The sequence below is a fragment of the Mesonia oceanica genome, assembly GCF_902499555.1.
GTDB classification, from domain to species: domain Bacteria; phylum Bacteroidota; class Bacteroidia; order Flavobacteriales; family Flavobacteriaceae; genus Mesonia; species Mesonia oceanica.
Genome location: NZ_CABVMM010000012.1, coordinates 31,997 through 45,232, shown reverse-complemented (window position 1 = coordinate 45,232; position 13,236 = coordinate 31,997). Strand labels below are relative to the sequence as shown.

Below are 13,236 nucleotides of genomic sequence, written 5' to 3'. Positions count from 1 at the left end.
ATAGGTTTAGTAGGTTTTTGGTGCAATTCTAGCGGACCGGGCTTTTTGCTATACCTGTTCGCTGGTAGGCGGGTCTTTTTTTGCCATTTACGAAAGCAAAAAAACGATGCCGCTGCAATCCCTTGCGTAACGTAAAAATAGAAGTTTGAAAGCTGAAACAATAGAAATCTAGATAGAAAATTAAAATTGTATGATCAAGATTTTATTTTGTCATACCCTTCTTCATCAAATACTTTAATGATAACGTTTTATCTTCAAACGATAAGTTTATTTACTAACGACTCAAAAAATCACAACTCACAAACTTTTTACCTCCTAAAATGTGGCGATTGGGAAAGTTCTACATCGGTTACAAAATATTTGGTGTCTCCCCAAAAAATAAAAGTGCCAAAGCGTTCTATATAGGTAAGTTTTACATATTCTCCTTGGTATTCTTTTAGCTTTTCGATGACATCATCATCTTTATCTAAAACAGAGAAACTAAAAATTTGAGCACCACTAATTCCTTGACTTATTTGTCCTTCCCAAGTTTTTACAATAGCTCCACGATTACTAAACTTAATTAATTCGCCGGCACGAGTTCCTTCACTGTAAGGTACAAAATAGAGAAAAGCATAATATGCCACGGCGATTACGGCAATTCCCAATAAAACATAAGCTAATATTTTTTTCATGAGTCAAGTTCGTTAATGGATTGATTGATTAATTTTGGGTCTATTTGTTTGCTGGCTTTTGCGCCAAGTTGTTTTAATTTTTCTACACGTTTTACTAAATTACCTTTACCGGTAAGTTTTTTCATCGCTTTGTCGTAGCTATTTTGTACTGTCCCAATTTGGTTGCCTACTTTCTTCAGTTCGTCCGTTAAATTTACAAACGAATCGTATAATGCTCCGGCCTGTGTGGCGATTTCAATAGCGTTTTGTTTTTGCTTTTCATTTTGCCACATACTATCAATAGTTTTTAAAACCGCCAATAAAGTAGTAGGCGTTACCAAAATAATATTTTTATCGAAAGCATCACCGTAAAGTTGAGGATATTCGTTAGAAGCAACTGCAAATGCCGCTTCTATTGGGATAAATAACAGTACAAAGTCCGGACTTTCCATATCATACAATTGATGGTAATTCTTTTTACTTAGCTCTTCTACATGATTTTTTACAGCAATTAAATGATTTTTAAGATGAATTGGTTTTTGCTTCTCTTCCGTTTCATTTACATAGCGTTCATAAGCGTTTAGTGAAACTTTAGAGTCAATAATCATTTTCTTATCGCCGGGAAGTTCTATAATCACATCGGGCATGACGCGTTTTCCTTCTTCAGTTCTAAAGTTTTGCTGTACAAAATATTCACTGTTTTTTTGTAAACCACTACGTTCTAAAACGCGCTCCAAAACCATTTCTCCCCAGTTTCCTTGCATTTTGGTATCGCCTTTTAGAGCCTTGGTAAGGTTGGTAGCTTCCTCACTGATCTTTAAATTTTGTTCATTTAAAAATTGTAACTGTTTGCTTAATTCTGCGTTGATTTTTACCGAGTTCAAGCTGTTTTTCTCTACTTTTTCTTCAAAAACCTTGATTTTCTCTTGAAGCGGATTCAAAATATGCTGGATATTCTCTTTGTTTTGATGGGTGAATTTCTCCGAATTTTGATCGAATATTTTATGGGCTAAATTTTCAAATTCTTTCTGAAACTTTTCTTGTAGTTGTTCAACTTCTAGCTTTTGTTCTTTATTTCGCTGCTGGAGGTTATCAAACTCTACATTTTTACGGGTGAGTTCATCTTTAAAAAAGTCTTTTTCACTGCGTAAACTTTCCCGTTCATTTTTTAATTCTTGTAGATTTTTTTCTGAAGTTTCTAATTGAAGTCGATAACCGGAAACTTCACTTTCCAAGCTTTTTTCAACAGATTGTTGTTTCAATTTTCCCAGGCTTTTTCCAATGAAAATTCCTATGAAAAGCATGACCACTGCAATGACTCCAAAAATGATATACGCTGTCATAAAAGCCTTTTTTCAAATGTACATAAAATTACTTCAGAATGGGAGAGATTTGTTTGGAGGGAACTAAAAAGCTTTGCGTTATTCCGTGCTTGACACGGAATCTCACTGTTTTACTTTCAGTAGAATGTGATGCTAAAACAAGTTCAGCATGACGTTAATTATAATTAAGGTTTACAAAACTCTAAAACTCTTACTTAACGGATCAAACTCGACCAAATCTTTAGGAAAGAGTTCTTGAAGTAGGTGGCTTTCAATTAATTCTTCAGGGGTTTTTTGAGTCACTTTTCCGTTACTTACCAAAATAATTTGATCGCATAATTGTAAGGCTAAATTAATTTCGTGGGTGGCAAAAACAATGGCTTTTTGTGTTTTTCGGGTGAGTTTTTTTAAGAGTTGAAGCACAAAAATTTTATGGTATAAATCTAAATGGGTGGTGGGTTCATCTAAAAATATAAGCGGTGTTTCTTGTGCAATTGCCCTAGCTAAAAATACTTTTTGTAACTGTCCGTCGCTTAAACTTCCGCAATTTCGTTGTGATTTATCCGTTAATTCTAGAAGTTGTAAAGCCTGTTGAACAGCTTTTTGGTCTTCCTTAGAAAGTTGTCCCAACCAATTGGTGTAAGGTTGTCTGCCTAAAGCTACCAATTCTTCTACCGAAAGATTTTGGGAGAAATGCGTCTCTGTAAGTACAATACTAATGAGTTCAGAAAGTTCTTGAACTGAAATAGCTTCTAAATTTTTCTGCTGAATGAAAACCTTTCCTGCTAGCGGATTTAAATTACCGGTCAAGGTTTTTAGAAGTGTCGATTTTCCTGATCCGTTGATTCCGATGACTGCTACCAATTCTGCCGCATGAATTTCAACTGATATCCCTTCCACAACCACTTTATCGGAATAGCCAATGCTAAGTTCTTTTGCTTGAAGAATAGGGGGTGTTTCCGTTTTTTGTTTCATATAAAAGCTTTAAAAAGTTCCTTTCCTTTTAAGGAAAGATGTCACAGGCGGAAAGTTTAAAAATACAATTTCTTTTTTCTCACCAATAACCAAATGACCACAGGAGCACCAATTAGTGAAGTAATGGCGTTAATGGGTAAAGTAAGGTTACTTCCCGGAAGCTGAGCAATACTGTCGCAAATAAGCATTAAAATAGCTCCGCCCAACGCCACCGCCGGAAATAAAACCAAGTGGTTACTCTTGGTAATTACTTGCCGTACCAAATGCGGAACTGCTAAACCAATAAACGCAATAGGTCCGGCAAAAGCCGTGATGCTTCCTGCTAGAAGTCCGGTAGCAAGAATGACTAAAATTCGATTTTGTTTTAAGTTGGTTCCTAAACTTTTGGCATATTTTTCACCTAGTAAAAGCGCATTTAAATTCTTGATACAGAAAATAGAAATCGTCACTCCAACCAACCAAAAAAGAGCTAGGATAAAAACTTCTTGCCAAGCAAGGTTTCCTAAACTGCCAAACGACCAAAAGATATATTTTTGCAAAGATTCTGACGGACTAAAATAAGAAAGGACGCTTACCACTGCTGAAGTTAAACTGGCAAACATCAAACCGATAATTAACAATGCCATCGTGTCTTTTACCCGAAATGAAGTCGCCAAAACAGCCAACAGCACCAAAACGCTTCCTAAACTCGCGGCAATGACTAATGTCCATTTAGAGAGAAATAAAGTAGAAAAAACTCCGCCAAAAACCGCTCCGCCTAAAATCACCATCGCCACGCCTAAACTTGCGCCACTACTTAAACCTAGTACATAAGGGCCTGCTAAAGGATTACGAAATAATGTTTGCATTAAAAGACCACTAAGAGCTAAACCGGAACCTACTAAAACAGCGGTAATCGCTTTAGGGAGTCGATAATCAAGAATAATATAGCGCCAAGTTTCTTTTTCGACTTCCGTATTAAAAAAACTACCCAATATATCTTTTAAAGGAATAGCTACCGAACCTAAACTTATATTTACCAAAAGTAACATAAGAAGTAAGAGGAAACCTAATAAAAGATAAAGCCGTGTTTTTTGCATGTAACGAAGGTAAATATTTTAGATATTATTATTTATAAACCGTATTAATTTTGACTAGCGTCATTCTGGACTTGATCCAGAATCCCATCCTGTTTTAAAAAAATGAATAATGAGACCCTGAATCAAGCCCGCCTGCCGGACGGGCAGGTTCAGGGTGACGACTTACATCTTTCTACTCCAAGGCTTTAAAAAAAGTGGTTTTGTAATCGGTTAGCAGTTCAGGGTGAAAAATTTTGATAAGATCTTTGAGTACTAAATCAGGCCGTTGCGGAGCTAATTCGTAATACAAAACCCCACCGGTTTCTCCTCGAATGCCAGCAAAACTATAGATTTTTTTCTCTTGAAAGGCTTTAAACTCTTGGTAATGTTCAGAGGCATTTAGCATTTGTTCGTAGCTCGTAAAGCTTCCCGGTGCTATCCAATAATCTGCATTTTGAGCTTTATCGAGCACGCTTTCAAAAGCGGCAGAAATACTTCCATTTCCGGTAGTTTCGGCATACAGGTAATGGGCTTTGGCTTCTTTTATAAATTGGGCTTGCCAAGAATTTCCATAAGGTAAATACCAAATATCTTTATACATCGATCCGGCTAAAACAGTAGGTTGTTTCTTGACATGTTGAACTAATTTTTTTGCGGAGAGATAAGCTTCTTCAATTTCATTAAAAATTTGTTCGGCTTTTTCTTCTTGATGATAAAAAGCACCAAAAAATTTAATCCATTCCGCTTTTCCAAGAGGATCGGTTTCTGTCCAATCACCATTGTAAACTACCGGGATTCCACTTTTTTTAACGGTTTCAAAAGTTTTGTTGCCGCCTTCTACTGCAAAACCAATCACTACATCCGGATGAAGATTTAAAAGAACTTCGGTATTGATATGTTCATTTTCGCCAATTTCCTCAATCTTTCCTTCTTTAATTAGATTTCTAGTTTTTTCAGAAGAAATATAGTCGAGATGCGGAAAACCAATCAGCGTATGTTCTTGTCCTAAACTCTCTAATGACGGAATATGCGTAGTAGAGGTCACTACAATATGTTGAATAGGAACGATTACTTTTTGATCGAACTGTAATGTATCTGGAAGTTGTATATTTTTTTCAGCTAAAACATAAGTGAATTCTTTTTCAGCATTTGGCCAAGGAGAATTAACGGTTATGATTTTAAAATCGTCGTAGTTGGTAATACTAAATCCTTCAGCATAAGAAATTTCAACTTTTTCAGCTTGGGGAGCAATTTGCGTTTCAGTTGAATTATTTTTGGGTTGTTCTTTACAATTCCACAGTAAAATTAATGCAAAAATAAAGGCTATTTTTTTCATTAGTATAAAAATTGGTTTTCGCCTGCAAAAGTAAGATTATTTCAATTTAAGTTAGAAAATGCTGAAGAAATGTTTATTTTCGCAGCGAAATTGGTTGATCGCTGAAGATATTTCAGTTATCATTAAAAGGGAATCAGGTGATTCTTAACGAAAAAACCTGAGCTGTTCCCGCAACTGTAAGCTTCGTCTGTAAAAAGATGCTTGTGGTAAAACTTCAAAAATCCACTGTCGAAAGATGGGAAGGAAGACCACAAGACGCGAGCCAGGAGACCTGCCAGTTTGTAACTAAAATCTAAAGACTTTCGGGTAAAAGGTCTCTGGTGAATGAAACATTTTATACGCTACATTTTATTTTTCGGGATGTTGAGCTCGGCATTTTCCCAAACAGATTCAATTACTGTGTTGGAAGAAGTCATGGTGGTTCCCCCTAAGTTGAAAGAATTTTCAACCGGACAAACTTTGACGAGTTTACAGGATTCGTTATTGCTTCAAAATAAACCTTCCTTAATTTCAGCCTTAAACTTTAATACGCCTATTTATTTTAAAGAAAATGGCTTGGGTATGGTGGCTTCACCTTCATTTAGAGGAACCAATGCTTCTCAAACCGCTGTTTTATGGAACGGAATTAATATTAACTCGCGATTTAATGGGCAAACCGATTTTAATACGATTAACACGGGAAGTTATGATGCGATAAACGTTCGTGGCGGTGGTGGTAGTGTGATTTACGGCACTGGAGCAATCGGGGGTACGGTACATTTAACCAATGAAATAGATTTTGAAAAAGAGTTTAGCAACCGTATTTATTTAGGGTATGGCAGTTTTAATACTTACGATGCTCGTTACCAGCTAACTGCAGCCAATAAAAATTGGAGTACTAAAATATCCTTTAGCAGAAATCAGTCTGATAACGATTTTGAGTATATCGATGCTGATCGGAAAAATATAAATGGTGAGTTTTATAACAATAGTTTAAACGCAGTTTTTGGTTATCGATTTAATAAAAATAACACCTTAAAATTTTATAGTGAAGTATTTGAAAGTGAGCGACATTTTTCACTCATACGACCTTCTGAAAACAGAACGAAGTATGAAGATGTTAGTGTAAAGAATTTGTTGGAGTGGGGAGTAAGCGGAAGAAAAATTAGCTCAATTGTTCGCTTAGCTTATTTGAATGAAGAATATAAGTATTACCCAAATATTAAAACCGATTCTTTCACTTTTGGTGAAGCAAATACGGTAATTGGTAAATATGATTTTACCTATGATTTTTCAGAAAAAATAAAATTAAATACGATTCTTTCCCACGAATATACCGATGGTAAAGGTTCGAGTATCCCTCAGAATGAACGTAATATTTCTTCTGCAGCTTTATTGTTAAAACATCTGGTTAACGAGAAATGGTCATACGAACTGGCTACAAGAAAAGAGATCACGAACGATTATGAAAGTCCGTTGCTGTTTAGTGTTGGAACCGGTTACAGCTTTACTGATTTTTATAGGTTGAAGCTGAATATTTCTAAAAATTTTAGAATCCCTACCTATAACGATTTGTATTGGGAAACAGGGGGAAACCTTGATTTAGCTGCAGAAGAAGCCATGCAATACGAGTTGGGAAATGAGTTTCAATTCAATAATTTCAAAATCACATTTACCGGATATTACAATGATATTCGGCATATGATTAATTGGGTACCGGGAAGTGATGGGTATTGGACGCCGAGAAACATCGATGAAGTGGAAACTTACGGCGGAGAATTTTTACTGAATTTTAAAAAGCAATTTGGTCAACACCTCTTGGCTGTAAACGCGACTAACGCTTATACCGTTTCAAAAAATAAAAAGACTGAAAAACAATTGATTTATGTGCCTTATCATAAAGCTACGGGTTCTGTTTATTATGCATTTCAAGAGGTGTTTATAGAAACCCAAGCTTTGTATAATGGAGAGGTTTTTACGAGAAGCGATAATAACGCTCGTTATAATTTAGATGCTTATTGGTTATGGAATGCCGGGTTGGGCTATCATATCTCTAAAAATTTCATCCTTGGCAGTAAAGTAAGAAACCTTTTAAATACCGATTATCAAAATGTAGAAGACCGGCGAATGCCCGGAACTAATTATACTATTTATTTAACCCTTAATTTTTAAAAATGAAACTTACCAAATTTATTGTGGGAGCCTTTTTAGGTTCAATTTTATTAAGCGCTTGTAGTAAAGAAGAAGATTTTAATTTTAAAGAAAAGTTACAACAAAATAGCTTAAGTAATGATACAATATTATTAAGAAAGAGAAAAAGTAACAAACCAATAATATTATCAAATAAGAAATTATCTAAATCAAATGATAAAGTACCAAAATCAGATATAGTTACATTTGATGTTCCAGGGACTTTAGATATAAGGTATTTTTTAGGTAGATCTTACGATATAACTACGACAGATATAGGCAATCCTGACGGCGTACGATTTGCTGTAGTTGATATTGAACGTTTTCTTGATGATTATCCTGGTTATTATAATTCAATTGCACTGAGAACACTTGAGGCTAAGAGTTTCTCATTTTCAAGTTTTAGTAGGTATGATAAAAAAAGTAAAGGCTCAGATAAAATATCTGGTGGATTTTCTCTGAATTTAGGACTTTTTAGCATAGGTTCGAAGCATAAGTTTACTAATGCATTTTCTTCACAAATTATTAATGAAAATAAAAGAGTTTTCGGAGAGCTAAATGTAAATATAAAAGATGCCTCATATAGGTTATTAATAAGTAGTAATACTCTAAATAAAATAAAATATCAATATCAGAATTCTTCTTTTCTTGACGAATTATATAATAGTCCAGCTACAGAATTCATCGAAAATTATGGTCAATTTGTATTAACGGATTATGTAACCGGAGGAAGAGCTAATGCCCTATTTACAGGTGTTTATAATGAGAATTCAAGTGTAGAAACAAAAGAATCTTCTATGGATAATTCAATCAATGCTTCATATGGCTTTGATGATATTGAAGGTTCAGTAGATTTTGGTTTTGGTAATAGTAATGGTAGTTCTATTGCAGAGGAAAATAATATATTTCAATTTTCTTCATCAATTAAAACTTACGGAGGCGATTATGGTTTTGGGTCTTTTACAGTGCCTAAAAGTATAGATGATATTAATATTAATTTATCAGGTTGGGCTGCTTCTTTAAATGATCCCAATAAAGCCGTACTTATTGATATAAATGATGAAGGTTTAGTACCGATATCTGATTTTATATTTGAAGATAATCTTAAAAGAAATATTAGATTGAATCGAGGTTCAATTTTTCATACTCCTAGTATACAAATATTTTGGAGACAAATAGACCATCATAAGGTTTCACCAGTAATGGTATTAAAAACTAGACTTAATGATAATTTAATTATTTCAAATAGTAATTTAGTATTAGAAATTAATCAAGTTAGAAGTGGTAATTATGACTTAAATGATGCTATCAATCATTTCGATACTTTAATAGATAATAAAACATTTTTCTATGATTTAAATGTTGTGGGTATTAATCTAATAAGACCATTCTTAGAAAATAGTACTACAAATCATTATAACATATTTGATATTAATGAGGGTGATATGCAAAAATTTTATAATTCAAATAATGGTATTCTCTATCTTTTGTATGAATCTACTGATAAAAAGTTTGCTTATGCTATCCATGACGATTATATCTTAGATACTTATGGAATAAGAGATTGGGTTGATAATATGCCTACCACTCAAGTTAGTTATCTAGAACTTGCAAATTATACAATTATAGGATTATAAATTAATTAAATGAAAACAAAAATGAAACTAACCAAATTTTTAATGGGAGCCTTTATTGGTTCAATTTTATTAAGCGCCTGTAGCGATGATGATGATTTTAATAGAGAAATAGATGAACCTCTTGGGAATTATGACAACGGAATTTTAGTTCTGAACGAAGGAGGAACAGGAACGATAACTTACATCAGTGAAGATTTACAAACAAATGAGCAAGCTATTTATCAAGCCGTAAATAATGGTGACGATATAGGAGCTTATGCGCAATCAATCTTTTTTGATGGCGATTTGGCCTATATCATCTCTAACGGTTCTAACTTAATTACTGTGGTTAATCGTTATACGTTTGAATTAATAGGAAAAGTAGATAGTGATTTAGAAGTACCTCGTTACGGAATTATTTATAATGGAAAAGCTTACGTCACCAACCAAGGTGATGTAAACGATGGAGGTGTTGACGATTTTTTAACCATTATCAATCTAGAAACGTTAGAAGTAGAGCAAACGATCCCTATTGGCGCTCAAGGTGAAGCTTTAGAGTTTATTGAAGAAAAAGATGGAAAACTCTATATTCAAAAGGCTTCTTATGACACAGGGAATAAAATTGCTGTTTTCAATCCAACTACTAATACTGTTGATAATACTATTGTAACTTATACCTATACTGGGACTTTGTACGGAGAACCAAAAGAATTTGGTTTAAATTCTTTTGAAATAGAAGATGGGTTTATATATACTTTAAGTGGTAGCTATCTTGAAAAATTTAATTTAAATACCTTAGAATTAGAAAGTAGTATTCCTTTAGCTTATGAGGATGGAGATGCTTATAATTTAGATATTGAGGACGACCAAATTTACTTTACGGTTGGCAATTCAGTTTATACGATGAGTATGAATGCTGAAGAAGCTCCGGAAGAAGCTTTGTTAACGTATACTACTAATTCTGCTTATGGCGTAATGTACGGTTTTGAAGTGGAAGACGATCGTATTTATGTAGCTGATGGTGGCGATTTTATGTCAGATAGTTTTGTGGAAGTTTATGACCTTCAAGGAAATTTGTTAGAAAATATAACCGTAGGAGTGGGGCCTAATGGTTTTTACTTTAATGATTAATTTATTGAAGTAAATAGGTGCTTTTAGATAAGCACAAAAAGCTCCCGATGTTCACATCGGGAGTTTTGTTTTAGAAAATGTGATGGTTGAGTATTCTCTAAATTTTTATTCGATCACTATTTTTTTACCTAAATATTTGGGTTCCACATTAAAAATTAAGTCTAAAATCATTTTGCTACGTGCCAATTTTTCTCTCAATTGAGTTTTTAATCCATCATTAATACTTACATCTTTTGCATTAAAGGCAATCGCATTTATCTGAAAACTTTTAGCTAAAAAAACAGCTCTTTCGTTATGAAATTCTTGAGAAATGATGGTGAAACTATTTTGCCCAAAAACTTTCTTTGCTCTTAAAACCGAATCTAAAGTTCTAAAACCCGCATAGTCTAAATAAATTTTTTCTTCTGGAATTCCTTTATTCATCAGGTCTTCTTTCATTAGTTTGGGTTCATTATAGTTTTTAGAACCATTGTCCCCACTAATTAATATAAATTCAATTTTGCCTGCTTTAAATAGTTCGGCAGCGGCCTCAATTCTATATTTATAATATAAGTTGATTTGGTGGTTACTTAGAAATTTTGAGGTTCCTAGAAGTAGTCCCACCCGCTTATGAGGAATTTTGTTGGTTTCTTTATAAATTTTATCTGACGAGCTTGAAGAGACATAGGTGTCAATAATTAAAACACCAATAATCACTGTGAAAATTAGGAGGATAAGGCTGTAAAAAATTTTCTTTTTCTGAGGCTTTTTCAAATGAAATAGTTTTAAAAGCTAAACTTACTCAATTGGTTAAATAAAAACTAAAAAAGCGTTTATAGAAAACTCAAAATTGATAACTTTAAAATAAAAATGCTTGAAATAGGAATATCCTCTTGGACGTTAGGTATAAAAGATCTTGAACAGTTAATGTTGAAGGTTAAAACTTTAGGATTGGATGGCTTATGTTTTTGTGAAGATATACAAAGCTATTCTCCAAAGGAGGTAAATGATATGGTGAAAAAATATGGATTGAAGCTTTTCGCTATAGATCCATTTTATTGTTCTCCCCGCACTGCTAAAGAAGCTACACTAGAAAATGCGATTGATTATTACTCGAAGGTGATTGATTTTGCAGTAGAAGCAAATTCACCTTGGGTAACGTTACAAGGGCTTCCTCAATGGATGGTTAATTGTAATTCTGAAAAAGAGAAGTTGAGCTTTTTAACCAATGCTTGTAAAAAACTAGATGCTTACGCAAAATTAAAAAAGGTAAAGTTAGTCTATAAAGCTGTAAATAGATATGAATCTCCTATGATGAATACGGCTTTATCCTGCAGGAGTTTTCTTGAGAAATTAGAGTATCACGAAATTGGAATAGTACTCGATAGTTTTCATATGAATATAGAAGAAACAGATGCTCTTAGGGCTATTAGGGAAACAGGACCACAACTGTCCGGTTATTGTATTTCAGATTCTAATAGGGGAGGTATTGGTAGCGGTCATATAGATTTTATAAGTCAATATCAAGTATTGCAAGAAATAGGCTTTAAAGGTCCTGTAATTATTGAAATAGTGTTACCTCACTTGACTCCAACGACCACTCCGCGTAATAAAAAAGAATGGGAAGAACTTGAGAATGAAATTAAGCGAAGTGTAAGTGTTTGGAGAGAATTGAATTAATAATCTGTTCTATTTTCTTTTTTATCCCATTCTTGAAAAACAGGTAAAGCTTCTTCTCTTAGGATAGGTTCAAATGTTATCTTTCGATCTTGTGGTTTTTTATCGATTTCTTGATAAATAAATTCATCATCAAAGCCTATAGTGGCTGCATCAGCTTGTTCCAAAGCATAAAATACTTTTTTAAACCTAGCCCAATAAATAGCTCCTAAACACATGGGGCAAGGTTCGCAAGAAGTATATAAAATACAGTCTTCTAATTGAAAAGTAGCTAAGATTTCACAAGCCTTCCTAATGGCGGTAACTTCGGCATGAGCTGTAGGATCGTTAGTAGAAGTTACTTTGTTATAGCCTTCAGCAATAATTTCTTCGTTTCTCACTACTACGGCACCAAATGGTCCCCCGGCATTTGAGTTCATCCCTTCTTGAGCGAGCTCAATGGCTCTTCGCATAAATTTTTTATCTAATTCAGTCATCATTTTTTGTTGAAATATACTGTAAAATAATTAAAATATGAGTCAATATTAATTTACTTTAAGTAAAGTTTGTTTTACATTAAGTAAAATATTTATTACATTTGAACATAACTAATATCTTAATATATGAAATCTAGATTTTTATTACCTCATCAATTGAAACTAGTGGGATGGATTTTATTTATCGCAGGAATAATTTTCATGTTTTTTGCTTTTTTAGGTAATGCTGAACCAGAACTATTTACCGTAAAGACTTTTGCAATTGCAGCTATTACTTTTGATTTAGGTAATACTCCCCATAATACTTATTTTACATTTATTGAAAACAATTTGATGGATGAGATGGTAGAACTTCTTTTGATTATTGGAGGTTTATTAGTGGCTTTTTCAAAAAATAAAGAAGAAGATGAATTTATATCAAAATTACGTTTAGAATCTTTACTTTGGGCTACTTACATTAATTATGGTATTTTAATTTTTTCAATTTTGTTTATTTATAATATAAGTTTTTTCTATGTATTGGTAGCAAATATGTTTACTATTCTACTATTGTTTATTATTCGATTTAATTGGGTCTTATTTAAATCTGCTAAATTTGATAAGGATGAAAAATAGTTTAAAGGTAGAACGTGCTAAAAAAGATTTTACCCAAGCAGATTTAGCGGAGCGTGTAGGAGTGAGCCGACAAACGATTAATGCTATCGAGAAGGGAAGTTATAATTTATCTACAATTTTGGCATTAAAAATAGCTAAGATTTTTGAAACTGAATTGGAAAATATATTTCAACTAGAAGAAACCGACTGGAAATAAAAAGGCTGTCTTTTCAGAAAGCCTTTTATAGTA

13 protein-coding genes and 1 riboswitch are annotated in these 13,236 nt (G+C 33.3%); of the genes, 6 read left to right on the top strand and 7 right to left on the bottom strand.

Annotated elements, in window-relative coordinates:
- Nucleotides 1–308: 308 nt before the first annotated feature.
- The 5 genes from FVB9532_RS14610 to FVB9532_RS14590 form a co-directional block, all read right to left on the bottom strand.
- Nucleotides 309–674 (bottom strand): 6-phosphogluconate dehydrogenase, encoded by a 366-nt coding sequence (locus FVB9532_RS14610; RefSeq protein ID WP_150545919.1) that lies wholly within the window; start codon nucleotides 672–674, stop codon nucleotides 309–311.
- Entirely contained in the window at nucleotides 671–1,996 is a 1,326-nt protein-coding gene (gene rmuC, locus FVB9532_RS14605; RefSeq protein ID WP_150545918.1) for a DNA recombination protein RmuC, read from the bottom strand. Before rmuC ends, FVB9532_RS14610 begins: the two co-directional genes overlap by 4 nt.
- Nucleotides 1,997–2,167: 171 nt before the next feature.
- Nucleotides 2,168–2,950, bottom strand: a complete 783-nt coding sequence (locus FVB9532_RS14600; protein WP_150545917.1) for an ABC transporter ATP-binding protein — start codon at nucleotides 2,948–2,950, stop codon at nucleotides 2,168–2,170.
- A gap of 56 nt (nucleotides 2,951–3,006) precedes the next feature.
- The gene (locus tag FVB9532_RS14595; RefSeq protein WP_150545916.1) at nucleotides 3,007–4,029 is read right to left on the bottom strand and encodes a FecCD family ABC transporter permease; all 1,023 of its coding nucleotides are present in this window, start codon (nucleotides 4,027–4,029) and stop codon (nucleotides 3,007–3,009) included.
- Nucleotides 4,030–4,201: 172 nt separating this feature from the next.
- Entirely contained in the window at nucleotides 4,202–5,344 is a 1,143-nt protein-coding gene (locus tag FVB9532_RS14590; protein WP_150545915.1) for an ABC transporter substrate-binding protein, read from the bottom strand.
- A gap of 74 nt (nucleotides 5,345–5,418) precedes the next feature.
- A riboswitch (cobalamin riboswitch) is annotated at nucleotides 5,419–5,637 on the top strand.
- Nucleotides 5,638–5,668: 31 nt separating this feature from the next.
- Here FVB9532_RS14590 and FVB9532_RS14585 point away from each other — a divergent pair.
- From FVB9532_RS14585 to FVB9532_RS14575, 3 genes are read left to right on the top strand one after another with little or no spacing between them, the layout of a single operon-like run.
- On the top strand, nucleotides 5,669–7,495 hold the full coding sequence (locus tag FVB9532_RS14585) for a TonB-dependent receptor plug domain-containing protein (RefSeq protein WP_150545914.1): 1,827 nt from the start codon (nucleotides 5,669–5,671) through the stop codon (nucleotides 7,493–7,495).
- 2 nt (nucleotides 7,496–7,497) lie between these two features.
- On the top strand, nucleotides 7,498–9,150 hold the full coding sequence (locus FVB9532_RS14580) for a BSAP5a family pore-forming toxin (protein WP_150545913.1): 1,653 nt from the start codon (nucleotides 7,498–7,500) through the stop codon (nucleotides 9,148–9,150).
- 21 nt (nucleotides 9,151–9,171) lie between these two features.
- Nucleotides 9,172–10,260: a YncE family protein gene (locus FVB9532_RS14575; protein WP_150545912.1), complete on the top strand. Its 1,089-nt coding sequence runs from the start codon at nucleotides 9,172–9,174 to the stop codon at nucleotides 10,258–10,260.
- 105 nt (nucleotides 10,261–10,365) lie between these two features.
- Here FVB9532_RS14575 and FVB9532_RS14570 read toward each other — a convergent pair whose 3' ends face one another.
- On the bottom strand, nucleotides 10,366–11,013 hold the full coding sequence (locus tag FVB9532_RS14570) for a SanA/YdcF family protein (protein ID WP_228482359.1): 648 nt from the start codon (nucleotides 11,011–11,013) through the stop codon (nucleotides 10,366–10,368).
- Between the two features lie 96 nt (nucleotides 11,014–11,109).
- On the opposite strand from FVB9532_RS14570, the gene FVB9532_RS14565 reads away from it, so the two are divergent.
- Nucleotides 11,110–11,919 (top strand): sugar phosphate isomerase/epimerase family protein, encoded by an 810-nt coding sequence (locus FVB9532_RS14565; RefSeq protein ID WP_150545911.1) that lies wholly within the window; start codon nucleotides 11,110–11,112, stop codon nucleotides 11,917–11,919.
- Here FVB9532_RS14565 and FVB9532_RS14560 read toward each other — a convergent pair.
- The gene (locus FVB9532_RS14560) at nucleotides 11,916–12,392 is read right to left on the bottom strand and encodes a nucleoside deaminase (RefSeq protein WP_150546035.1); all 477 of its coding nucleotides are present in this window, start codon (nucleotides 12,390–12,392) and stop codon (nucleotides 11,916–11,918) included. The genes FVB9532_RS14565 and FVB9532_RS14560 overlap by 4 nt on opposite strands.
- A gap of 126 nt (nucleotides 12,393–12,518) precedes the next feature.
- Between FVB9532_RS14560 and FVB9532_RS14555 the strand changes: the two genes are divergently transcribed.
- Together FVB9532_RS14555 and FVB9532_RS14550 are read left to right on the top strand one after the other, a co-directional pair.
- Nucleotides 12,519–13,007, top strand: coding sequence for a hypothetical protein (locus FVB9532_RS14555; RefSeq protein ID WP_150545910.1), 489 nt, complete (start codon nucleotides 12,519–12,521; stop codon nucleotides 13,005–13,007).
- Nucleotides 12,997–13,203 (top strand): helix-turn-helix transcriptional regulator, encoded by a 207-nt coding sequence (locus FVB9532_RS14550; protein WP_150545909.1) that lies wholly within the window; start codon nucleotides 12,997–12,999, stop codon nucleotides 13,201–13,203. The genes FVB9532_RS14555 and FVB9532_RS14550 overlap by 11 nt, the downstream gene beginning before the upstream one ends.
- Nucleotides 13,204–13,236 lie beyond the last annotated feature (33 nt).

Excerpts from the sequence above, each read along its gene's own strand:
- FVB9532_RS14580 (WP_150545913.1), top strand. The coding sequence starts at position 7,498 with ATGAAACTTACCAAATTTATTGTGGGAGCCTTTTTAGGTTCAATTTTA.
- FVB9532_RS14560 (WP_150546035.1), bottom strand. The coding sequence starts at position 12,392 with ATGACTGAATTAGATAAAAAATTTATGCGAAGAGCCATTGAGCTCGCT.
- FVB9532_RS14595 (WP_150545916.1), bottom strand. The coding sequence starts at position 4,029 with ATGCAAAAAACACGGCTTTATCTTTTATTAGGTTTCCTCTTACTTCTT.
- FVB9532_RS14590 (WP_150545915.1), bottom strand. The coding sequence starts at position 5,344 with ATGAAAAAAATAGCCTTTATTTTTGCATTAATTTTACTGTGGAATTGT.
- FVB9532_RS14555 (WP_150545910.1), top strand. The coding sequence starts at position 12,519 with ATGAAATCTAGATTTTTATTACCTCATCAATTGAAACTAGTGGGATGG.
- FVB9532_RS14585 (WP_150545914.1), top strand. The coding sequence starts at position 5,669 with ATGAAACATTTTATACGCTACATTTTATTTTTCGGGATGTTGAGCTCG.
- rmuC (WP_150545918.1), bottom strand. The coding sequence starts at position 1,996 with ATGACAGCGTATATCATTTTTGGAGTCATTGCAGTGGTCATGCTTTTC.
- FVB9532_RS14565 (WP_150545911.1), top strand. The coding sequence starts at position 11,110 with ATGCTTGAAATAGGAATATCCTCTTGGACGTTAGGTATAAAAGATCTT.
- FVB9532_RS14600 (WP_150545917.1), bottom strand. The coding sequence starts at position 2,950 with ATGAAACAAAAAACGGAAACACCCCCTATTCTTCAAGCAAAAGAACTT.
- FVB9532_RS14575 (WP_150545912.1), top strand. The coding sequence starts at position 9,172 with ATGAAACTAACCAAATTTTTAATGGGAGCCTTTATTGGTTCAATTTTA.
- FVB9532_RS14610 (WP_150545919.1), bottom strand. The coding sequence starts at position 674 with ATGAAAAAAATATTAGCTTATGTTTTATTGGGAATTGCCGTAATCGCC.
- FVB9532_RS14550 (WP_150545909.1), top strand. The coding sequence starts at position 12,997 with ATGAAAAATAGTTTAAAGGTAGAACGTGCTAAAAAAGATTTTACCCAA.